General features: G+C 69.2%; 19 protein-coding genes. 14 read left to right on the plus strand and 5 right to left on the minus strand.

The window, feature by feature from the left end; all coding sequences use genetic code 11:
- Window positions 1–55 precede the first annotated feature (55 nt).
- Entirely contained in the window at window positions 56–709 is a 654-nt protein-coding gene (locus tag ACFWP5_RS29515) for a LuxR C-terminal-related transcriptional regulator (RefSeq protein WP_384163023.1), read from the plus strand.
- A 34-nt stretch (window positions 710–743) separates the two neighbouring features.
- On the opposite strand, the gene ACFWP5_RS29520 is transcribed toward ACFWP5_RS29515, so the two are convergent.
- Window positions 744–1,172 carry a response regulator gene (locus ACFWP5_RS29520; RefSeq protein ID WP_384162969.1) on the minus strand — a complete coding sequence of 143 codons (429 nt, stop codon included), beginning with the start codon at window positions 1,170–1,172 and terminating at the stop codon, window positions 744–746.
- Window positions 1,173–1,490: 318 nt separating this feature from the next.
- On the opposite strand from ACFWP5_RS29520, the gene ACFWP5_RS29525 reads away from it, so the two are divergent.
- The 12 genes from ACFWP5_RS29525 (at window position 1,491) to ACFWP5_RS29580 (ending at window position 15,810) form a co-directional block, all read left to right on the plus strand.
- Window positions 1,491–2,600: an SH3 domain-containing protein gene (locus ACFWP5_RS29525; protein ID WP_384162972.1), complete on the plus strand. Its 1,110-nt coding sequence runs from the start codon at window positions 1,491–1,493 to the stop codon at window positions 2,598–2,600.
- Window positions 2,601–2,750: 150 nt separating this feature from the next.
- Window positions 2,751–4,790: a M3 family metallopeptidase gene (locus ACFWP5_RS29530; protein WP_384162975.1), complete on the plus strand. Its 2,040-nt coding sequence runs from the start codon at window positions 2,751–2,753 to the stop codon at window positions 4,788–4,790.
- Between the two features lie 642 nt (window positions 4,791–5,432).
- Window positions 5,433–6,638 carry an acyl-CoA dehydrogenase family protein gene (locus tag ACFWP5_RS29535; protein WP_384162978.1) on the plus strand — a complete coding sequence of 402 codons (1,206 nt, stop codon included), beginning with the start codon at window positions 5,433–5,435 and terminating at the stop codon, window positions 6,636–6,638.
- 63 nt (window positions 6,639–6,701) lie between these two features.
- On the plus strand, window positions 6,702–7,586 hold the full coding sequence (locus ACFWP5_RS29540; protein ID WP_384162981.1) for a DUF692 family multinuclear iron-containing protein: 885 nt from the start codon (window positions 6,702–6,704) through the stop codon (window positions 7,584–7,586).
- Window positions 7,587–7,599: 13 nt separating this feature from the next.
- On the plus strand, window positions 7,600–8,466 hold the full coding sequence (locus ACFWP5_RS29545) for a hypothetical protein (RefSeq protein ID WP_384162984.1): 867 nt from the start codon (window positions 7,600–7,602) through the stop codon (window positions 8,464–8,466).
- A gap of 67 nt (window positions 8,467–8,533) precedes the next feature.
- Window positions 8,534–8,692: a hypothetical protein gene (locus ACFWP5_RS29550; RefSeq protein ID WP_384162987.1), complete on the plus strand. Its 159-nt coding sequence runs from the start codon at window positions 8,534–8,536 to the stop codon at window positions 8,690–8,692.
- Between the two features lie 143 nt (window positions 8,693–8,835).
- Window positions 8,836–10,092 (plus strand): MFS transporter, encoded by a 1,257-nt coding sequence (locus ACFWP5_RS29555; RefSeq protein WP_384162990.1) that lies wholly within the window; start codon window positions 8,836–8,838, stop codon window positions 10,090–10,092.
- The gene (locus tag ACFWP5_RS29560; RefSeq protein ID WP_384162993.1) at window positions 10,089–10,853 is read left to right on the plus strand and encodes a nitroreductase family protein; all 765 of its coding nucleotides are present in this window, start codon (window positions 10,089–10,091) and stop codon (window positions 10,851–10,853) included. Before ACFWP5_RS29555 ends, ACFWP5_RS29560 begins: the two co-directional genes overlap by 4 nt.
- A gap of 34 nt (window positions 10,854–10,887) precedes the next feature.
- Window positions 10,888–12,711, plus strand: a complete 1,824-nt coding sequence (gene asnB, locus ACFWP5_RS29565; RefSeq protein WP_384162997.1) for an asparagine synthase (glutamine-hydrolyzing) — start codon at window positions 10,888–10,890, stop codon at window positions 12,709–12,711.
- A complete protein-coding gene (locus ACFWP5_RS29570; RefSeq protein ID WP_384163001.1) occupies window positions 12,712–13,716 on the plus strand; it encodes a PrpF domain-containing protein in 1,005 nt (334 codons plus the stop codon).
- Window positions 13,713–15,071: a dihydroorotase family protein gene (locus tag ACFWP5_RS29575; RefSeq protein WP_384163004.1), complete on the plus strand. Its 1,359-nt coding sequence runs from the start codon at window positions 13,713–13,715 to the stop codon at window positions 15,069–15,071. Before ACFWP5_RS29570 ends, ACFWP5_RS29575 begins: the two co-directional genes overlap by 4 nt.
- A gap of 43 nt (window positions 15,072–15,114) precedes the next feature.
- Entirely contained in the window at window positions 15,115–15,810 is a 696-nt protein-coding gene (locus ACFWP5_RS29580; RefSeq protein WP_384163026.1) for an ABC transporter ATP-binding protein, read from the plus strand.
- Between the two features lie 95 nt (window positions 15,811–15,905).
- Here ACFWP5_RS29580 and ACFWP5_RS29585 read toward each other — a convergent pair whose 3' ends face one another.
- From ACFWP5_RS29585 to ACFWP5_RS29600, 4 genes are all read right to left on the minus strand, one after another.
- Complete coding sequence (locus ACFWP5_RS29585) at window positions 15,906–17,501, minus strand: PucR family transcriptional regulator (RefSeq protein WP_384163007.1); 1,596 nt, start codon at window positions 17,499–17,501, stop codon at window positions 15,906–15,908.
- Between the two features lie 249 nt (window positions 17,502–17,750).
- Window positions 17,751–19,145, minus strand: a complete 1,395-nt coding sequence (locus tag ACFWP5_RS29590) for an NAD(P)/FAD-dependent oxidoreductase (RefSeq protein WP_384163011.1) — start codon at window positions 19,143–19,145, stop codon at window positions 17,751–17,753.
- A gap of 45 nt (window positions 19,146–19,190) precedes the next feature.
- Window positions 19,191–19,856 (minus strand): HAD-IA family hydrolase, encoded by a 666-nt coding sequence (locus ACFWP5_RS29595; protein ID WP_384163014.1) that lies wholly within the window; start codon window positions 19,854–19,856, stop codon window positions 19,191–19,193.
- A 66-nt stretch (window positions 19,857–19,922) separates the two neighbouring features.
- A complete protein-coding gene (locus ACFWP5_RS29600) occupies window positions 19,923–21,311 on the minus strand; it encodes an MFS transporter (RefSeq protein WP_384163017.1) in 1,389 nt (462 codons plus the stop codon).
- Between the two features lie 383 nt (window positions 21,312–21,694).
- On the opposite strand from ACFWP5_RS29600, the gene ACFWP5_RS29605 reads away from it, so the two are divergent.
- A partial coding sequence (locus tag ACFWP5_RS29605) for an aspartate aminotransferase family protein (RefSeq protein WP_384163020.1) occupies window positions 21,695–22,841 on the plus strand: 1,147 nt, incomplete at its 3' end.

Genomic DNA, 22,841 nt, shown 5'->3' on the forward strand with positions numbered 1-22,841 from the left:
GTGGACATCGCGGAGGGAGGGACCGGCGGCCGCACAGCGGACACACCCTCTGCGCATCGTGCTCGCCGACGACGAAAGGCTGTTCCGGTCCGCCCTGGCCGCACTGCTGGAGAGCAGGGGGCACCTGATCACCGCCCAGGTCGGCGATGCGGACGCGCTTCGCGCGGCGGTCGCCCGTACCGACCCCGACCTCGCGGTGATCGACATCAGGATGCCGCCCACGAAGCGGCTGGAAGGCCTACGTGCCGCGGTGGACATCCGGCAGTCCCATCCCGGCGTGGGGATTCTCCTGCTGTCCCAGAGCGTTCAGGTCACCCATCTCACCGAGCTGACGGGTTCCGGTGTCAGGGGCGTGGGCTATCTCCTCAAGGAGCGGGTGGCCGACGAGCACTTCCTGGACACAGTGCGCCGCGTCGCCGAAGGGGAGTGCGAGTTCGACCAGGAGGTTCTGACACTGCTGTTCAACGGCCCCCACCGGCACCGCAGTCTGGCCAGGCTCAGCGCGCGGGAACTGGAGGTACTGAAACTCATGGCCCAGGGCCTGACCAACCCGGCCATCGCGAGCCAACTCGTGGTCACCGTCAAGACGGTCGAGACCCATGTCGGCAGCGTCTTCAAGCGGCTCGCACTCCCCGACGAGAGCGAGGGCGAGTACCACCGCCGCGTCCTCGCGGTGCTCACGTATCTGCAGTCCGACCGATCCGAATGACCTGACGGACCCGTCCGACAGCCGGCGCGCGACCTCAGGATTCCCCGCCACGGTCAGGAGGCACCGCGCCCGCGCGTCCTCGACCGGAGCCGGAGCCGCTGCCGTCCGTGGCAACGAAGCGGGACAGGGCGGCAGTCGAGAGCCGCGCCTTCGCCAGAAAACCGGCCGCCGGAGAGCCGGCGATCCGCCCGCCGAACTCGTCGGCCTCGCGCACCGAACACAGCACGATCACCACGTCCGTCGCCAGCGCGTTCAGCTCCCGGGCGGCGGCGAACACGTCCTCGCCCGGGAGCCCGAGATCCAGGAGCACGAGGTCGGGCCGGTTTCCCCGGGCGATCTCCGTGACGGCAGCCGACGCCGAAGCGGCCTCCGACACCGAGTAATCACCGTCGGCCTCCAACAAGGCACGTACGGCGGCTCGGTAGGCGGGATCGTCGTCCACGATCAGCACGCTGCGGCCCATGGCCTCATGCTGGCGGATCCCCTGGGCGAGGGCATCAGGGCCAGCACTGAGAACACCGGTCCTGATACGGGTGGCTGCCCCGAAGACCCGGACCCGCTTCGAATTCACACTGGTTGGACAGCCCATGGGGCGCGGGCGCAACCGGGTGTTCACAGCCCGGCGTACGACCCGCGGATCGGGATTCGTTTTCGGGGGGAACGTATGCGGGGTTCCACGGTGAGGCTACTCGCGCCGGTACTGCTTGCGGCGCTGCTGGCAACAGGTTGCAAGGATTCGAAAGGGGGTGTGACGGGTTCCTTCAAACCTGCCTTCCTGCCGGTGACATTCACGATCGACTCTTCGGGAAACATCAGCATCTCCGCGGACGCGTCGATCGTCACGCCGCTGGGCGAGGTATCGGTGTCGGGATTCCAGCATGAGCTGGGCAACCCCAAGCCGTACCTCGTAGCGGCCATCCGGCATCTGGAGCGGGGCTCGACATCCGGCCCGAGCACGGCCGTGGACCGGACCACGGGGCCGGTCCACGCCTCGTACGCGGAGTACACGGAAGAGAGCGCGAGCCCGGTCTACTCCTTGTACAGGATCGAGGCCAAGGGCCGTCATGTCCGGCCCGAGCTGAACGGACAGCCCCTTGCCCTGGCGCAGAGCGGCACGATAGTCGTCGACGCCACACACACGCGGCCCGGCAGTGTGACCCAACTGCGGATAGCCGACGCCCCGGAGCAGCAGGACTCGCCCGTGCCGACCAGCACTGCGACCTCCTGCGCCGGAACCGACGCCATCGCCGTCACCCTGCCCGAGGTGTCTGCGGGAGCCGATGTCACCGACACCGTCGCGGAGTTGACGGCAGACTGCCTTCAGGTCCAGTACGCGGCGGAACCGGCGGACGGCGCGGCGGAGGGCACCGTCTCGCGGGTCGTGATCCCGACCGACGGATCGGCCGACGCGGTGCAGTTGCCTCCGGTCGACGACAGTGCCCCGGGGCCGGGAGACCAGGTGACGGTGAGCCGCCGATCGCCGGCCACGGTGTATGTCGTGGCGGTAGCGCCCTCATCTTCGCCCAGCGGCACGGACGAGCCCTCCGGCCACCCCTCCGAGACCGCCGTACCGGGGACCACGCCGGTGGAAGGCGCCGCGTACGCGCCCGTACGCACAGGTCCCGGCACGGACGGGGAACAGACCAGTCACATTGAGCAGGGAGGCCGGTACCAGGCACTGTGCATGACGCACGGCGAGACGGTGCAGGCCCACGGCTACACGAGTGACCTGTGGGCCGAGTTGCTCCTCGGTACCGGCGGCACCGGCTGGGTCACGGCCACGGCGCTCACCGGCGGTCCTGACGGTCTGTCGCTCCCCGACTGCCCAGGCACCGGAACCGCGTCCGACACTCCGCAGCCGACGTCCTCGGATGCCACACCGACCAGCTGAGGGCTGATGACCATGGCGAAGGGAAAGCCGGCGAACTCCGCATCGCCGACCGGACCGTCACCGGAGTCCTTCAGACAGGGGAGGGGGCGACTCCTGTGGGGCATCGGAGGCGTTCGCTGAGTCCGGGGGCTCCGGCGTATGGTCGATTCAGTGACAGACCATCAGAAGAATCCGTTCTTCGATCCGAGCACGTTACCGTTCGGATTGCCGCCGTTTTCGGAGATCAGCGAAGAGCACTACGTCCCCGCGTTCGAGCGCGGGATGGCTGAGCAACTCGCCGAGACGGACGCGATCGCGGTGAGCCGGGAGCGGCCCACCTACCGGAACACCATCGTGGCCCTGGAGCTTTCGGGGGTACTGCTGGGGCGGGTGACCAGCGTCTTCCGCAACCAGTCCGCGTCGCACAGCAATGAGGTGGTGCGTGCCATCGAGGCGGAGATCGGTCCCCGCCTCGCCGCTCACGCGGACGCGATCCATCTCAATGCCGCGCTCTACACGCGCATCCGAACGTTGTGCGAGGCGGGTGACGAGCTCGGCCTGGACGCGGAGTCGGCACGGCTACTGGAGCGGTACCGCCTCCGCTTCGAGCGGAACGGTGCCCGGCTTCCGCCCGGGGGGCGGCAACGGCTGCGTGAGCTGAACGCGGAGATAGCCGCAGCGTCCATCGCCTTCGAGCACAACCACGTCGCCGACACCGGCGCGGCCGCACTGGTCCTCGACAGCGCGGACGACCTGGCCGGACTCCCCGCCGACGCGGTCCTCTCGGCGGGCGAGAACGCCAGGGCGCTGGGTCACGACGGCAAGTACGTGCTGAGCCTGAACAACTGCTCCAACCAGCCCGAGCTCGCCTCACTCCACAACCGGGAGGTCCGCAAGAGGCTTCTGGACGCCTCGCTCGGGCGCGGCCTGGTCAGTAACCGTGAGGTGGTCGGTCGGCTCGCCCGGCTGCGTGCCGAACGCGCGGCGTTGCTGGGCTACGACAGTCATGCCGCGTATGCCGTGGCCGACCAGACCGCCGGGACCGCCGAGGCCGTCACCGGCATGGTCGCGCGTCTGATCCCCCCGGCCGTCGCCAATGCCGGGCGCGAGGCCGCCGCTCTCAACGCCGTCAGCACCACAGGGGAGATCGAAGCCCATGACTGGGCGTACTACGCGGAGAAGGTCCGCAGGGCCGAGTACGCGATGGACACCGAGGCGATTCGCCCCTACTTCGAGTTGGGGCGGGTGCTGGAGGACGGCGTCTTCTTCGCGGCCGGGCAGGTGTACGGCCTGAACTTCACGGAGCGCCCCGACCTCACCGCGTACCACCCCGACGTCCGGGTCTTCGAGGTCCGCAACGCCGACGGCTCGCCGCTGGGCCTCTTCCTCGGCGACTACTACGCGCGCCCCTCGAAGCACCGCGGCGCCTGGATGAACGCCCTCGTCGAACAGTCCGAGCTGCTGGGCCGACGCCCCGTCGTCGTCAACAACCTCAGTATCGCCAGGCCGGCTCCGGGACAGCCGACGCTGCTCACTCCCACCCAGGTCAACACCCTCTTCCACGAGTTCGGCCACGCCCTGCACGGTCTCTTCTCCGAGGTGGGACACCCCTCGTTCTCCGGTACCAACGTGCCGCGCGACTTCGTCGAGTACCCCTCCCAGGTGAACGAGATGTGGGCACTGTGGCCCGAGGTCCTCGCCAATTACGCCAAGCATCATGAAACGGGTGAATCCCTACCCCACGACCTCGTCGCCCGGCTGGTGGCCGCCGAACGCTTCGGCCAAGGGTTCCGCACGGTGGAACACCTCGCCGCCGTCGTTCTCGACTGGGCCTGGCACTCCATCCCGCCGGACACCGACCCCGGGGACCCCGAGGTGTTCGAGGCCGAGGCGCTGAAGGAGGCCGGGCTGGCTCTTCATGCCGTCCCGCCGCGCTATCGCAGTACCTACTTCGCGCACGTCTTCGCCCCGGACGACTACAGCGCGGGCTACTACTCGTACATGTGGAGCGAGGTGCTGGCCGCCGACACCGTGGAGTGGTTCAAGGAGCACGGCGGTATGCGCCGCGAGAACGGCGACACCTTCCGCCGGGAACTGCTCTCCAAAGGCGGCGGTACCGATCCGCTCGCCGCCTTCACCGCCTTCCGGGGCCACGCCCCGCGGATCGGCCCGCTGTTGGCCCGTCGCGGCCTCGACCCGCACATGCAGTGACGCACGTCACAATGCCGCCCGGTCGCCGGCGACCCGGCGGCGCCCGCCCCGCACCTCCGGGTGTCCGGGCAGGTGAAATCCGGGGATTCCCGGACGGCGCCCACTCCGGGGCCGCCTCCGCCTCCGGTGCCCCGACCTGGGGCCTTCACGATAATCGGACACACCAATACCGCCCGGTTCGAAAACGGAACACGAACTGCGGCAAGGGTGCGGCGAGAACGCGCTCGGCTACCCAGAAGTGTGCGGCCCATTCACCCTCGACGAAATATATTATTCGGGCGCTGATCGTCGGCAAAGTGAGACGTCGAGGAAAAAATCCCGGCACGCACTTGCCTCCCGTCGACTCCCGTGCAAGGGTTCATGTTGATGCTGCGGCCCCGGCAGATCCAAGATCTGCGGTGGCGATGGCCGGCGAGGCGTAGAAGATTGATCGCGGATTGAAATCGCGGTCGCTTCGAGCGTTCATCCCGCCGGGAGCGCGCAGTCCATAATGCAATCGACCGTTTCCTCCTGAAGGTACCGTTTCCGAGGAGAATACTCCATATCTCTGGATGGCGATTGTTCCATCCATTGTTTATGCCGCCACGCTTTCGAATCGATGGCGGAACTCTGCACTGGCACAGAGGATGGGATACCCGGATCATGGCAGACGGAAGCTTAGCCGATTTAGTTCCGATCCAATCGAATTCCACTGGTGAACTCTTTGTTCAGGCATGCCTGGAAGGAGTTCCCGAAGATGCCCATGGTTTTCTCAAAGATCTTGACCAGGTAATAGAGTCGGTCGTGGCTCCGTCCGCCGCCGCTGTCGACGAGGAATCCGCCCACCCCGAGGCCGCCTTGGAGGCGTTGTCCGGAATTCGGGCGCTGGGTGTTCAGATTCCCAAGGCGTACGGCGGTCTGGGATACGGCAACGAAGTCGCGGCCCTCGTCGTGGAACGGACTGCCCGGGCCTGCGCCTCGACGGCAGCGGTCCTGATGTTCCACTACCAGGTGGTCAACCGGACGATGTCCTTCGCGCATCCCGCCCGGCGGGCGGATGACCTGGCGAGGTTCGCCGACCGGACTCTCACGGCGAGTGCCTGGACCGAGTCGACCGGCAAGGCCAAGGACGCCCCGGAGACGGCGCTCTCGCAGGCCGGGAGTTCCGGCGTGATCGACGGCGTGAAGACGTTCTGCACCGGCCTGCGCTCGGCTTCGGTGATCGACGTACTTCTTTCGGCCGACTTCGGCGGGAGGAAGGGGCCCACGTTCGTCAGGGTGGACACGGAGAGAGCCGGCGTCGACATCGCCGAGATATATTCGATGCTGGGACTCCGCGGCACCGGAACCGGCGCGGTCGAATTACGTGGTGTGCCCGTCCGGGGAACGGATATTCTCGGCCCGGTGGGCTCCGCCCCCGAGCTCATGCGACGAAATCACCGGACTCCGCTCAATCCCGGCCTGATAGCCATGGGAATAGCCTCTGCGGCATACGAGGATGCGCTGCGTATCTGCAGGGGAGAATCGGAAGGGATCCCGGCACGACACAGCAGGCCCGAGGTGCGGAGAACTCTCGCCGAGGCGGCTGTCAGTGTCGAGCAGACCTACGCGTACGCCGCCCACCTCGTCAGGTGTATAGCGGCCGACCCCGAGAGTTCCCACGTACCGGCGAGTAAATTGAAGGTGCAGGCGACCGCAGCGGCGGAGAGTCTGACGCGCCGACTGCTGCCGGTCGTCGGGTCCCACGGTTTCCTGTCCTCGTTCCCGATGGAACGGCACATGCGGGATGCCGAGGCCACGGCTCTTATGGGACCGACCGGTGATTTGTGCCTGTCCCGAGTGGCGGCGTCGCTGCTGCCTGGTGAATAAAACCCCTGTGCACACATAAAGACCCCTGCGCGCAAAAAACAGCGCGACGACGGGAGGAACACCATGCCCAATGCATCAGCGGCCGATGCCAGGCCAGATGTGATCGGAGCCGGTATTCTCTATCACTGCATACCGGAATTCACCGAGTACTACGACCGGTTGCGGCAGGTCGGCGGCCATATCGACATCGTCGAGTATCTGGCCGTGCACTATGCCTCCGATCCCGAATACCTCGGCGAGGTGCACCGGTCCTTCGGCGAGGACATGCCGTCGAGCCTGCACTCCTTCGAGTACATGATCGGCTCCGTCGACCGGCAGTCCGACAAGGTGCTGCGCCGCCTTCGCCGCCAGGTCGAACTCTCCAACTGCCAGTACATCGGTGAGCACGTGGGTCTCATGGGCACCACCGAGGTGTACAGCGGGACATTCCTGCAGCCGTTCGGCACGGACGAGCAGACGCAGCTCTTCATCGACAACCTGCTCGACATCGAGGCGAACGACACCGCCGGCTGCCCTCTGATCATCGAGAACCAGTCGCAGATCTACAACCAGATCGGCCCGCGGTCGATGTGCGAGCAGATCAGCGACATCGCCGTGGGCGCCGACACGGGGATCCTCCTGAGCCTGTCCAACTTCATGATCGCCGAGAAGCACCACCCGATGGACCGAGAACGGGAACTGTCGTCCCTTCCGCTGGAACGGGTGTGGCAGTTGCACCTCCCCATCGCGTGCGCGGCCGAACTGGCCGACCCGGAGTACGCCGGATACCGGCACGAGGAGGAGTGGGCCCGCGAAACGATCGAGCAGCTCTTCAAGGAGCCCGGCTTCCGGCCGTCCGCGATCGTGTTCGAAGTCCAGGATGCGGGAACTCCGTCGTTCGCCGAACCGGAACATCTGCGGGACTCGATGGACTGGGCCCGCGAGCTGCTGGCGAAGCCGACCCCCTGAGAGGAAGTGCACCATGGGCCTGCGGGAAGTGCAGACATTCCTCTCCACCTATATGCGTGACCAGGATCTACGGCGGCGGTACCGGACCGGTGAGTCGGATGTGCTCGAAGACGGCATGCGGCTCGAAGCAGAGGACCGGCGACTCATCGGCCGGATCGAGTTCGACAAGCTCGACGAACGGGCCGAGGGAATCCTCAGCGAGCGCCTGGGCCGGACGACGGCGATCTTCACACTGTTCCTGGAGCATCTCGCGCGCTACGCCGACGTCGAGCGGGTCTACCGCGACTTCGACCGCCAGTGGAAGTCCCAGTGGTGGCAGCGGAGCCGGGAGATACGCAGGTTCGAGGCGTTCGCCTTCGAGTACGTGGTGGCGAACGAACTGCCGGACTACCTGATCGACCTGAGCCGGCTGTGCGCACAGGCCACGCTCGTGGCCGAATCCCCGAAGGTGTGGACCGGCGTCCCGGGAGCCTCCGTAACGGGTCATACCGTCCGCGGGAACGACCGGGTCGAGCTGCGGGGACCCTACGAGGTGCTCGACCTTCGCCACGACGTGGTGCGCATCATGGACGATCCCAACGGCTACGGAGCGGTCCCCGGCCCGATCGCCACCCGGGTCCTGGTGCAGCGCGACTGGCAGCAGCACAAGCGGTCACGCATCGTCCGGCTGAGCGACGAGCCGGTGTTGAGGGCGCTGACCGAAGGCTCCGGGACCATCCAGGAACTCGGCGGAAGGCTGCCCGAACTGCCGTACAGCGCGCTGTACTCGGCGGTCGCCGATCTCTACCGGGAGCAGATCGTGCACCTGGTCAACGCCCCCGAACTGGACGGTGCCCCCACACCAATCCCCACCACGCCGGCAGTCAACGAAGGGAGGTGATCGGCTGGCCGACCCAGTCCGACGCAGTACACGCAGAACCCGAATCGAACGAAAAGGAAATCACCTGATGATGAACACCACGAAGACCATGGGCCCGGGCGCACTCGTAGTCAAGGAAGCCCGCACCTCCAGGACCATGGGCCCCGGCGCCCTGGTCGTCAAGGAAGCCCGCACGACGACCATGGGTCCGGGCGCGCTCGTCGTGAAGGAAGCCCGCACCGCCTGACAGCCGGCTGTCGCGCACCGCGGGACGCGGGAACCATCCGCGCCGCGGGAACGCGATGAGTTCGTGAAAGGTCGGGCACATGCTGTCGCCACGCACACCGGACAGCATGTGCCCGGCCTGCCGCACGACGACGGAGACCTCCCTTGACCACCGCCGGAACCGCAGTTCTGAAACACCCTGGAATCCGTGCGATCTGGTCGGCCAGCGCCTTCACGGCCGTCGCGTCCTGGAGCGTACAGATCGCGGTGACCGTACAGGTCCTGAGCGACCGTTCGGTCTCGGTGCTGGCGGTGGTGCAGTTGGCGGGCACCCTGCCCATGCTCCTCCTGCTGCCGTTCGCCGGCGTGTGGGCCGACCGGTTCGATGTGCGGCGGATCTCCCTGGCGGCGATGACCGTGCAGGCGGCGTGCTCGACCGCACTCGGCCTCGTGATCCACGGCAACCCGGTGACCATCGCGGCGGTGTACGCGCTCCAGGGGGCGTTGAACGCCTTCTGGCCTCCGGCCCGTCAACAGTGGCTCTACGGCATGGTCACCGACGAGATGAGGGTGCGCGCCAACGCCGCCATCGGTTCCGTCAACGGACTGATGACACTGGTGGGTGCCGGCCTCGGCGGCGCGCTGTCCGGCTGGGACCCGGACGTCGCCGTATTCACAGGTGCGGGATTCCAGGCGCTCGCCGCCCTGAGACTCGTCCGCACGAGCAGGCCCGAACCGGTGCGGCACGACGAGACACAGCGGACCGCGCACCGGATGCTCACCGACATCGCCGACGGCATCCGCACCGTCCGGTGGTATCCGCTGGCCGGGTCGGTGGTCTGGATCGGTATCGCCTGGGGCCTGATCAGCGGCGGCTACAGCGTTCTGCTGTCCGGGCACGTGACGGGGGACCTCCACGGCGGATCCGTCGTGCTGGGGCTGGTGTTCGCCATCGACGGTCTCAGCGTCATCGCCGCGACCGCGTTCGCAGGACGGGTACCACGCGCCAGACACCTGGCCGTCTACGGCGCGTCGTACGTGGTGCAGGGGCTCGCATGGGCCCTGATGTTCGCCACCAGCCTCTTCCCGCTCACCGTCGCCGCGCTCGTCGTCATGCGGCTGGCGAGCGGATTCATCATCGCGCTGGACAACACGATCCTGCTCGCGACGGTCCCGCCGCGGCTGCGCGGGCGCGTATCCAGCCTGCACATGACGACCTACAACGCCGTGGACCGCGCCTCGCTCGGCCTGCTGGGGGTGGTGCTCACCGCCTTCACCGTACAGAGCGTCGGCCAGGTGGCCGGGCTGGCGTCCGCTGTGTTCGGCCTCGTGTGGTGGCGTTTCAGCCGCACGGCAAGGCAGCGCTACCTGGCGGGCGACAACACCACGGACTCCACCGACAAGCCCAAGGAGATGACATGACGACCGCCGAACGCACATCGTCCGACCTCATCGAGGCGCTGCACCGCCGGGCCAGCGTGCGGCGGTTCACCCGGAAACCGGTACCCGTTCCGGTGATCGACGATCTGCTGGCCGCCGCGATCCGCGCGCCGACGTCCTTCAATCTCCAGGCCTATTCCATGGTCGTGGTCACCGACCCGGTCCGCCTCGGCACGCTGGCGACGCTCACCGGACAGCCGCACGTCGCCGGAGCGCCGGTTGTGGTGGTGGTGTGCGCCGACCTGGCGAGGATGTGGCGGCTGGGCGGGCGGTTCGGCGAGCCGGTCGGGCCCGAGCACGACGACCTGACGCTCACCTCGGTGATCGACGCGTCACTCGCCGGGATGTGCCTGGCCCTGGCGGCGGAGTCCGTGGGCCTCGGCACCGTCATGCTGGGTGCGGTGCGTAACCGGCCCGACGAGACGGCGGAACTCCTCGCCCTTCCGGTGGGTACGACCGCGCTGTTCGGTGTCTGCCTGGGGTGGCCCGCGGCGCCGCAGCCGGAGCGTCCCCGGCTCCGGCCGGACCTGCTGGGCCACCCGGACCGCTACGACCTCGAACGAGCCGACGCGTCCCTGGACTTCGACGTGTCCACCCTGTGGAAGGCCCGGGGATCCATCCGGGCCGACGAGATCATCGACTGGCGCAAGCAGGTCGTACGCGGACTGAAACGTGCCCGCGCACGCTCCGAGAAACAGGTCCCGACGATCCGGGCCGTTGCCCCGGAGCCCCGCACCCCCTGACACCCCCGCGTCTGCGACGGAGAGGAACATCGGCATGTGCCGGATCTACGGATATCTCAACCGGTCGGTACCTCCGGACGGGCTGCGCAGACTCGGCTCGGTCATGCGGCACGGGGGTCCGGACGGCAGGTACCACAGGTCGGGACAACGGTGGGGAATAGGAGCCGCCCGACTGGCCGTCACGGATCCGCAGGCCGGCCGGCAGCCCTATCTGCTCGACGGCCGGGAGGACGATCTCGCAGCCGTGTTCAACGGTGAGATCTACAACCACGAAGAACTGCGCAAGAGCCTTGAGAGTGACGGCTACCGTTTCCGGGACCGCTGCGACGGCTCTCTCATCCCCGCGCTGTACGACCGCTACGGGCCGGAGTTCACAGCGAAGCTGGACGGGATGTACGCCATCGCCCTGGTCGATCTCCGCGGTGCCCCCACGCTTCACCTGATGACCGACGACAGCGGCATGAAGCCGCTCTACTACAGCACCGACCGGACGGGCGGCATCTGCTTCGCCTCCGAACCCGCGGCCATCCTGGAACTCCCGGGCGTCGGACGGGAGATGTGGGCCCCGGGCCTCGACGCCTATCTCACCACCCGGACTCCCTTCGGCGAACGCACCATGTTCGAGGACATCCGTACGCTGCCGCCCGCAGCGACCGCCGTGTACAGCGCGTCCACGGGCCTGCGGATCCGGCGCCGGCCGCCGCCCGTCCTGCGGACCGGACCGGACGCGGGCCTGGCCGGCTCCGGCCGGGAACTCCTGGGGATCCTGCGTCGAGCAACGGGTCGGCTCGCACAGGCGGATGTCCCGGTGGCCGCGGTCTGCAGCGGCGGGCTCGACTCCAGCCTGATCACGACACTGCTGAGCGAGTCGGTCCCGGACCTCACGGCGTTCCACATCGGCTACCACGGCCGATGGCCGATGGACGAGCACCGGTACGCACAACTGGCCGCGGCCCACGGCGGAGCGCGTCTGCAGCACGTGGAACTCGACCCGGCGGACATTCCCGCACTACTGCCGGACGTGGTCGCGCACCTCGGACAGCCCAACTCCGACCCCATCGCGGTCAGTACCTTCGCCCTGTTCCGGGCGGTGCGCGGCGGCGGATTCAAGGTCGCCCTCACCGGAGACGCCGCCGACGAGCACTTCGGCGGGTACGACCGGATCAGGCAGGCGCTCACGGCCGACGCGGATTGGATCCCGGGATACCTGGCGAGCCTGGCCGCCGTGCCGCGCGGACTGCGGGAGCAGCTCTACAGCGACGACTACCGCGCATACCTCGACGGTGTCGGCCATACCGAGGACGACCTGGCGACGACGCTGCGTGCCACCCCGGGCAGCCGCCTGGACAAGATCACCGCACTGGAGGTCGGGTCCCGGCTGCCCGCCTACCATCTGCGCCGGGTCGACCATCTGAGCATGGCCAGTGCGGTGGAGGTCCGGCTGCCGTTCTGCCAGCCCGCGCTGACCCGGTTCGCCGGCGCGCTGCCCGGCGCCATGCGCGCCACGCCCACCGAGGGCAAACGCGCGCTCTACGCCGCTTCGGCCGGAGTGGTCCCGGCCGCGATCACCGCCCGTCCCAAGCAGCCGTTCACCCTGCCGGTGGCGGCGATGCTCGGCCAGGGCGGTCCGCTGCACGGCTACGTACGCGAGGTGCTCGCCGCCGACGAGCTCCGGACAGGCGGCCTGCTGGACCCCCACGCGGTGACCGCCCTACTGGACCGGCACACGACCCGGCCGGGAAACACCACCGCTCTCGCGATCTGGGCACTGACCGTCTTCCAGCTCTGGCACCGGCAGCACGCCGCCGGCCGGTACCCGGCGTCCGGGCCCTTACCTTCCAGTTCCGAGGTGGTCTGAGTGCGCGCCGCGATCCTCTACGCGCAGGGCAGCCCCTGCCCGACCCTCGTCCTGCCGGCCCGTGCCCTGCCCGACGAGGACCTGCCCGCCCTGTCCCGCTGTCTGGAATCCGTCCGCGGGGCGCTGCGCCCGGCCGACCGCGACCGGATCCTGAAGTTCGCGCTCGTCGCGCCCGACCCCACCGGACGCTTCGACCTCACCTACCGTTTCGTGCAGTACCTGCCGGACCACGAACCGTCCTTCGAGTTCCGCGGCAGCTGCGGCCACTCGATCCTCGCGGCCGTGGTGGGCGCGGCCTGGCTCGGATTCGGACCGCCGCCGCTGGCCGGCCGGACCATCGACGTCCGGGTCCTCAACAACGACGACCATGTGACCTGTACCGTCGCACGGGCCGGTGACGGCGAGTTCGCGTTCACTGTGGACTTCCACAGGCTCCACCCCCCGCTGCTGGGTGACCTGCTGCTGTTCGGGGAGCCGGTCACCGAGATCGGACACCCGGGCGGCCCGACCTCCGTGTCGGGCGTCTCGCTGGGCAACGCGTACGTGTTCGTCGACGCGACCACACTGGGATGTCCCGACCCGGCCGCTCTGTTCGGCGGCGGCCAAGACCTGCTCACCGCCCTGTCCTCGATCCGCCGCGGGGCGGAGCTACGGCTGGGATGGTCACCCGGGGCGTTCCCCAAGGTCGCGGCAGTCATGGGAACGACCAGCGGCATCGCGGCCCGGGCGATCTCCGTACCGTCCTGGCACCCTTCCCTGGCACTGACCGGCGCCACCTGCCTCGCGGCCGCCACGGCCCTTCCCGGCACGGTGCCGGCCGGCCTGGCTCCGCCGCGGCCCGCCCCCCTGACGATCACCACTCCGGGCGGTGACACCACGGTGGAGGTGGCCACCGAGGAGGACTCCGGTGACCGGCTCAGCCATGTCACGGTCTTCGGGAAGACCGTCCGGCTCATCGCCGAGCTGGAACTCCCCGCCACCGAAGGGGCGGTGGCGTCACGATGAACCAGGACGACCTGCTGCTGACCGGCGCGACCGTGGTCGGCGCCTCGGGCGCCACCCGCGCCGACGTGTCGGTACGGGACGGCAGAGTATCCGCGGTCCTCCCGCCCGGAACCCTCACGCGGGCACGCGAAGTACTGGACCTGCGTGGGCGGTTCCTCCTGCCCGGACTCATCGACTCCCATGTGCACTTCCGCCAGCCGGGGCTCTCCCACAAGGAGGACTGGCAGCACGGTTCCCGTGCCGCCGTCGCGGGAGGCGTGACCACCGTGATCGACATGCCGAACACCGACCCGCCGGCGAACTCCCCCCGGCGACTCTGGGCGAAGCACCGGCTCATCGACGGAACCAGCCTCGTCGACTACCGGTTCCACGCGGGCGTGGACCCCCGCAACATCGACGGCATCAAGGAGATCGGTCCTCGTGAGGCCGCCTCCATCAAGGTATTCCTCAGCGGCCACCACACCGCCCCGGACGTCGTGACCGACCCTGCGGCGCTGGAGCGGCTGTTCCGGATCGCGGGTGAGCAGGACCGCACCCTGATCTTCCACTCCGAGCACGAGGAGATCTTCGCCCTCCTCGACGTGTGGCGCGGCGCACCCCGGACGTTCCGGGACTACGAAACCCTCCGGCCGCGCTCGGCGGGAATCGTCGCGACACTGAACCTCATCGAGCTGGCCCGGCGCTCCGACACCGCGGCCCATGTGCTCCATGTCTCCAGCAGGGAGGAAGCGGACCTGTTGGCCGCCGCGGCCTGCAGCGGCATTCCGGTCACCTTCGAAGTGACGGGTCATCACCTCACCTTCACCAACGACGACATGGACCGGCTCGGCAACCGAATCCGGCTACGGCCCGCGATCAGGGACGACGCCGACCGGGAACGGCTGTGGGAAGCGGTGACCGAGGGACAGGCGGCGACGATCGGCAGCGACCACTCTCCGCACACCGCCGAGGAGAAGAACCGGCCGATGCCCGGGGCACCGCCCGGGCTGCCGGGTGTCCAGGAACTCTTCGCCACTGTCTTCACCGGCCTGACGGAGCGGCTGCCGGAGATGGACCCCGGCCCACGCCTGTCAGCCGTGGTCCGGCTCATGTCAGCGGGCCCGGCCGCACTGTTCGGACTCGCCGACCGCAAGGGTGAGATCGCGCCGGGCAGGGACGCCGACATCGTGGTCGTCGACCCGGTCCGCCGCCATGTGCTCACCAACGGCGGCGTCTTCGCCAAGTGCGGCTGGTCCGCGTACGAAGGACGGCCGTTCACCGGCGGGATCGACCTCACCCTCCGCCGCGGCTCCCCCGTCTACCGGTGGACCCCGCAGGAACACGTCTTCGGCAAACCGACCGGGATCTGGCTCTGACCGTGCCGCGCGCGCCGTCTCGGCCACGCCCGGCGAGCGCGCCCTGACCCGGGTCAGGGCCCGGGACAGGGCGCGGCACGGCATCGGCTACGTACCGGAGGGCCGGCACGTCTTCCCCGGCCTGTCCGTGGAGAAGAACCTGCTGCTCGGCTCCTACGCGCGGCGCCGGGACGAGGAGACCCGGGCCGCTCTGGACGAGGTGCACGAACTCTTCCCCGTTCTGCGGGAGATGAGCGGGCGACTGGCCGGGGCCCTCTCAGGAGGACGGCAGCAGACGCTCGCGATCGGCCGCGCCCTGATGGCCAGGCCGCACGTTCTCCTACTCGACGAACCGTCGACGGGCCTGTCACCCGAACTCGTCGGCTTCATCCTCGACGCCCTTCAACGACTGCGGGAGGAAGGCCTGAGCCTGCTCCTGGTCGAGCAGAACGCCAAGCCCACCTTCGGCGCGACCAGCCATTGCCTCGTGTTGGAGAACGGCGGCGTCGCCATGACGGGATCCTCCGAGGAACTCAGCAGGGACACGAGTCCGGCAAATCCACTGGGGACTGTGAACGGGCACGCGGCGACGGCCCAGGACTCGTATCGCATCGGCCTGACCGGCTCCGGCACAGGTGCCTCGTTCAGCCCCCGTGCTCAGCCGGCTCGACCTCGGTCACCTGAACTCGCCTGTCGCTGCACACCCCGGAACGCGACAAGGGCGTACTGGCCGGCAATCGCGCGCCCGACGCGCCCGTGACCGGCGCGGGAGGCTTCCCCACCCGGCTGTTCGGCCTCTTCCAAGGCCCCCACTGGTCGGCCGGCAGGAGTGGTTGCACTGTGATGCGTCGGCGATCAGTTCGGCGTCGTCCCGTGCAGGACCTCCAGGGCGGTCACGGCCACGTGCAGCTGGGTGCGCTCGGCACCGGCCTCCAGGTCGACGCCCAGGAGCCGTTCGATGGTGTGCAGGCGCTGGTAGAAAGCCTGCCTGGAGAGCCCCACGCGCTTGGCGGCGATGGACTTGTTGCCGGCTGCGTCGAGGTACTCGCGCAGGGTGGCGAGCAGGTCGCTGCCGTGCCGGGCGTCGTGCTGGACAAGGCGCCCGAGCCGATGTTCCACGTACTTCTGGACCCGGACGTCGTCACGCAGCGAGTAGAGGAGCTCCGGCAGACCCACGTCGGAGGCGACATGGAAGAGGCGGCCCCGGGACGCGGGACCGATGGCGTCGGCGACCTCCTCTGCCTCGCGGAACGACCGCGTGACCTGGCTGAGTTCGGTGACACCCGGGCCGACGGCGACGACGGCGTCCGCCCCGAACGTGGCCCGCAGATCGAGGGCGACGCGTTCCACGACGGGCTGCCAGGCACTCGCGCGGGCCAGGGCCATGAGCAGTCCGGTACGACGCCCGGACAGGTCTCCCACCAGGGCCTTGACGCCGGACGTGAGGAGGCCTTCGGCGAGGTGAGCGCTCACCGTGGTGTCGCCGACCCGCGCCCCCGAGTGGTCGACGACGACCGGCAGAAGACGATGGCCGGTCGTGGGGAGTCCCAGCGCCTCGGCCCGCAACCGCGCCTCGGTCCGACTGCGATACCGCCAGTGCAGCAGATCGAGCAGGACGGAGCTGTGCGCCCGCCGATCCCACTCCGGAGAGCCGGTGAGCCGGGCCAACGTGAGCGCGGTGGCGGCCTGTTCGAGGATCATCGTGTGCTCAGGACCGAAGGGCGGTCCGCCCGTGAGGGGCAGCATGACCAGTCGCCCCCAACGGCTGCTCCGCTCCTCGACCGGCGCCACGAGCCACCCCTCGGGCCCGCTGACCGTAGCCCGGTCCGGCGTCTCGGCGGCGCGCGATCGACGCGGCCAGGCGTCCAGAACCGGCCCGTCGGCGCGCCCGGCCACGGCCCAACTCACCGCGTGGTGGATCAGGTTCTCCAGCACGACCGGACACCCCGAGAGGTCCGAGGCGGTCTGCACGAACTCCTCCGGTTCGGCCCCGCGCAGAGTGAGCGACGTGAACAGCTCGTGCACATGCTGGGCGCGACGCAGCAACTCGCCCTGCGCGTCCAGGATGAGGGCGTGCACGGTCTGAGTCACCTCGATGAACCGCACCCCGCGCGCCAGCACGATCAGCGGCAGATCACGTTCCCGGCACGCGGTGACGAGATCCGGCGGCGCCTGCTGATACCGGCGCCCCAGTTCCACGACCAGCCCCGCCACCCCGACGTCCGCCAACTGGTCGACGTAGCCACGCAGTTGTGTCGGATCCGAGGGGTGCGGCATGCCCGTGGTGAGGACAAGTTCTCCGCCCTCCAGGAACGAGGCGGGATCGAGAAGCTCGGTGACGTGGACCCACCGAACCGTGCGCCCCAACTGCCCCTCGCCGGCGGCCACCCGGGGCAGACCGGCGGCGATGACGGGGAGTCGCAGTACGTCAGCGACCGTGAGGAACGGCATGGGCGCTGGCTCCCGGAAGACGTGGTGCCGACGGTCCCGGCACGTGGTTCCACCCCACTCTGAAGGGTGGGACGCGAGTAACGCAAGGGCGAACGGTGCTGGTCAGACCCGGTTCACATCAGCGCCCCCGAAAGGGGCGCGGGGCTGTGACATGAGCGGCTCCGCCGCGTGGGCGCGAGCAACCACGACGAACCGCAACCCGCCAACGCACCAGACGCTCCACCGCGAGGAGGCGAACGCCCACTCACCTCAAGGCCGCCGAGCAACAAGATCCGCGACCGTAGCGATCGGCGAAGTCCGCCCCCGCCCGCCCGCTTCATGCAGATCCGCCAGCCGATAAGCAACGTAAAGCCCCCGCACCCCAAGCCACCGCAACGGCTCGGGCTCCCACGTACCAGGCCGATGCCCGGTCCACGGCAACCGAGTCAGGCGGGACTCACGCCCCAGCACCAGATCGGTCAGCGTCCGGGCGGCCAGGTTCGTAGAGGTCACCCCGTGCCCCACATACCCCCCGGCCCAGCCGAGCCCGGTCACCCGGTCGAGCCCCACCGTCGCCGACCAGTCCCGCGGCACCGCAAGCACCCCGCACCAGGCATGGTCGACGCGGGCGCCGGCGGTCTGCGGCAGCACCTTGTACAGGGTCTCCGTCAGCTCGCCGATCGTACGGTCGGCCACCCGCCCATCGGAATCGGTCCGTGACCCGAACCGATACGGCACCCCACGCCCCCCGATCGCGATCCGGTCGTCCGGAGTGCGCTGGGCGTACAGATGCCCGTGCGCGGTGTCGCCCAAGGTCTCGCGCCCGGCCCAACCGATCTCTTCCCACACCCCCTCCGACAATGGCTCGGTGACGATCATCGAGCTGTTCATGGGCAGCCAGGCCCGCCGCAGCCCCTTGAGCGACGCGGTGAACCCCTCCGTCGCACGCAGGACGACAGGCGCGCGCACCACACCATGCGCGGTGACCGCCCGCCCAGGCTCGACGACGGTGACCGGGGACTTCTCGTACAGGCTCACACCGAGCCGTACGACCACGTCGGCGAGCCCGCGCACCAGAGCCGCCGGCTGCAACCGGGCGCAGTGCGGCGTCCAGGCAGCCGCCGTCATCCCCTCGATGCGGATACGGTCAGCAGCCTCCTCCGGCGTCAGCATCACCGCATCCGTGACACCCCACTCATGATCGCCCTCGGTCTTGTGCCGCAGCCGGGTCGCCTGGGCCGGGGTCCGGGCCACGCGCAGGGTGCCGCCCTTGACGATGTCGGCGTCGATGCCCTCCCGTTCCGCGACGGCGATGATCTCGTCGACGGCCTCGTTCATCGCGCGCTGATAGTCGAGCACCGCGTCCCGCCCGTACTGCTTGGCGAGCCGGTCGCGCGCCCCGGGCACCAGCCCCGAAGCCCAGCCGCCGTTACGCCCGGACGCGCCGAAACCCGCGAACTCGGCCTCCAGGACGGTGATTTGGAGTGCCGGGTCGGCCAGTTTCAGGTAATACGCGGTCCACAAGCCGGTGAGACCCGCGCCCACGATGCACACATCGGCATCGCGGTCACCGGGCAACGCCGGTCGTGGGGTGGGGAGTTCACTGAACCAGTGGGAGATCCGGCCGTTGACCGGACCGGTCCGGCCGAGCGTGGTCGCGCTCACGGGGGTGTTCCTTTCGAAGCGGCGGGCGTGCGGGTGCCGGGAGGGTCAGACGCCGAGCAGGCCGGGCAGCTCGGACAGGTCCTTGATCTCCTCGTAGGGCTGGAAGGCGGCCGAGCCCGGGAAGCCGTACCGGTTCACCCAGATCCGCCGCATGCCCGGGTACCGCTTGGTCGGCATGATGTCGTACTCCCAGCCCTGGGCGGTGTGGATGATGTCCTCCGGGCCACGCCCGGTCGCCTTCATCAGGTACTCGAAGGCCTGCGGCAGCGGCTTGTACGCCCCGGCCTGCTCGGCGGTCAGGACGTAGTCCCACTCGACGCCCAACTCCTCGACGGCGTACGAGATGAGGTCGTCCTCGCTGTTGGAGAGGATGGCGATGTCGTACTCGCTCTTCAACCGGCGCAGTGCGTCCGGGACTTCGTTGAACGGCTTGAACTTCTTGATGGCCTCGATCAGCGCCTCGCCGTCCTCGTCCTGGTACTCCAGGCCGTGCAGCAGCATGACGTTGCGCAGGGTGCCGCGGACGATCTCGCGGTAAGGGCGGTACGCGTCGACGACGCCCTGGAAACGCATCACGTACGCGTCGTGATGGAACTGGTCCGGGTCGACGTCCAGTTGGGCGAGCCGGTCCTTGACGATCTCGTGTGTGGCGGCGCGGGTGTCGAAGTTGATGAGGGTGCGGTAGCAGTCGAAGCTGACGACCTTGCGCATGGGGTGAACTCCTTGATGGGGGAGGGGTGTTCGGAAACGTCGGTGACTTCAGGAACCTCAGGAACTTCAGGAACGGCGGCCGGCCTCGGCCACGCCCAGGTCCTTCACACCCAGGTCCTTCAAACTCAAGTCCTTTGTCTCGGGGGCGAGGAAGTACGACACGACGAGTCCCGCCAGCGTGATCACGACAGCGATGCCGAGCGTGCCGCGCACGCCCAAGTCGTCGGCGGCGATGGGGAGGAGGAACGTCGACGTGGCCGACCCGACCCGGCTCATCGCGGTCGCGATGCCAACTCCCGTGGCCCGCAGATCGGTCGGGAACAGCTCGCTCGGGTACACGAACTGCAGCCCGCTGCCCGCCGCCTCGAAGAACTGGAACGCGGCGAACAGGGCCACCACCAGGAACGCCCAGTGCAGCGGCAGCACGGCCAGCGCGAGCAGCGAGACGGTGATGCACGCGAAGGAGCTGATCAGCAGCGAGCGGCGGCCGATCCGGTTGACGACCACGAGGCCGAGGGCGATGCCCGCGACGGCGATGGTGGTGATCAGCGCGCTCGCGCCGTAGGTGCTCTCCACGCCGAAGGCGGACAGCATCTGCGGCTGGAAGGAGCGGACCGCGAAGGCGGGCGCGACCTGACAGATCCAGAAGACGGAACAGAAGACGACCGGGACCGTGTAGCCGCGTTTGAAGATCTCGACGAGGTTGCCGAGCCCGGAGCCGCCGCGCTGCTCGCGACGGGGTTCGGTGAGGAGTTCGGTGGCGTCGATGTCGGAGCCCAGGTGTTTGCTCACGACGGCCCGCGCCTCATCCATCCGGCCGCGCGAGGCCAGCCAGCGCGGGGACTCGGGGATGCCGGCCCGGAAGACGAGGAAGACCAGCGCCGGGACCGCGCCGGAGACCAGCATCCAGCGCCAGGCGTCGTCGCCGAGACCGGTCAGCGCCCAGCCGACCCAGTAGCTCACGCCGTAGCCGATCCACCAGGCCAGCACCAGGCCGGACAGGGCCGGCCCGCGCAGTCGGCGGGGGACCAGTTCGGTGGTGAGGGCGGAGGCGATGGGGTAGTCGGCGCCGATCGCGACGCCGATGAGCAGCCGCAGCACCACGAGCTGCCAGGCCTCCGCGACGAAGAACTGAAGCGCCGAGAAGACCACGAACGCGGCCAGGTTGAGGACGTACATCAGATGCCGGCCGACCCGGTCGGTGATCGGGCCGAAGACCGCACCGCCGACGAACACGCCGATCAGGACGGACGCGGCGACCAGGCCGGTCCACAGGGTGTCGAGGGCGAGTGCCGGGGTGATGAGGCCGAGGGCGACGCCCATCACACCGAGCAGATAGCCGTCACAGAACGGGCCGCCCATGGCGACCGCCATGATCCGGCGGTGGAAGGAACTGACGGGTGCGTCGTCGAGCGACGAGCCCCCTTCGGTGGTGGAGGACGAGGTCACGGACATGCTTGAGGCTCCTGGGGACGCGGGGGCTGCCGGGGGACGCGCGCCGGCAGGGGGACCGGAGCGGAGGAGGGCTTGCGTCAAGCATTCGAATGCGTACGCCGCTGTACGCCGGAAGGACCGACAGGTCACCGAGGTGGGAAGTGGGAGGTGAGGCGGTCCGGGGTTGGCCAACACCTTGGTTCAGCGCGCGGCCACCGTCAATGAACACCGTGTTCGCTTCGCCACCGGTGGGTGGACAGTGTGTTCCGCGGACGCTGTCCGGTTGACAGACCGTCCACACCGGGCGGGCCGGGCGAACACGTTGACCGTTGCCCCTCCCGGCGCACCGCCCGCAGGGTGAGAGATGTCCCCCGCACCTCCTCACGTCGTGGGAGAACCGCCGTATGACACACCTGTCAGAGCACCTGCGCCAGGCCACACCGGTCGTCGTCGAACGCGGCGAGGGGGTGCACCTCTTCGGTACGGACGGCCGCCGCTATCTGGACTTCACCGCGGGCATCGGCGTCACCAGCACCGGCCACTGCCACCCCAGGGTGGTCGCCGCCGCGCAGGAGCAGGTGGCCACGCTGATCCACGGCCAGTACACGACGGTCATGCATCAGCCGTTGCAGCGTCTCGTCGAGCGGCTCGGCCAGATCCTGCCCGAGGGGCTCGACAGCCTCTTCTTCGCCAACTCCGGCAGCGAGGCCGTCGAGGCAGCGCTGCGGCTCGCCCGTCAGGCCACCGGCCGCCCCAACGTCGTCGTCTGCCAGGGCGGTTTCCATGGCCGTACGGTCGCCGCCGCGTCGATGACCACGTCCGGCGCCAAGGTGCGCACCGGGTTCGGCCCTCTCATGGGCGGGGTCGTCATCACGCCGTTCCCGCACGCGTTCCACTACGGCTGGGACGAGGAGACGGCGACCCGGTTCGCGCTGCGCGAGTTCGACCAGCTGCTCCAGACCGTCTCGGACCCGGACGACACCGCCGCGATCTTCGTCGAGCCGGTCCTCGGCGAGGGCGGTTACGTCCCCGCCAACTCCGCCTTCCTGCAAGGACTTCGGGAGCGCGCCGACCGTCACGGCATCCTGCTCGTCCTCGACGAGATCCAGACCGGCGTCGGCCGTACCGGCCGCTTCTGGGGCCACGACCACTTCGACGTCCGCCCCGACATCCTCATCACGGCCAAGGGCCTGGCCAGCGGCTTCCCGCTGTCCGGGATCGCCGCCTCCGAAGACCTGATGCGGAAGGCGCGACCCGGCTCGCAGGGCGGTACCTACGGCGGGAACGCGGTCGCCTGCGCGGCGGCCGTCGCCACGCTCGACGTCGTCGAGGACGAGAACCTGGTCGCGAACGCCGCCGCCATGGGCGCCCGGCTGCGCGCGGGCCTCGACGAGGTCGCCGCGAAGAATCCCGCGATCGGTGACGTACGCGGTCTCGGCCTGATGCTGGCGAGCGAGTTCGTGACGGAGGCCGGGGAGCCCGACCCGGGGACGGCAACTCGGGTGATGCGGGCGGCCGTTGAGGAGGGGCTGCTCCTGCTGCCCTGTGGCC

It is taken from the genome of Streptomyces sp. NPDC058469 (assembly GCF_042721125.1).
Lineage (GTDB): Bacteria > Actinomycetota > Actinomycetes > Streptomycetales > Streptomycetaceae > Streptomyces.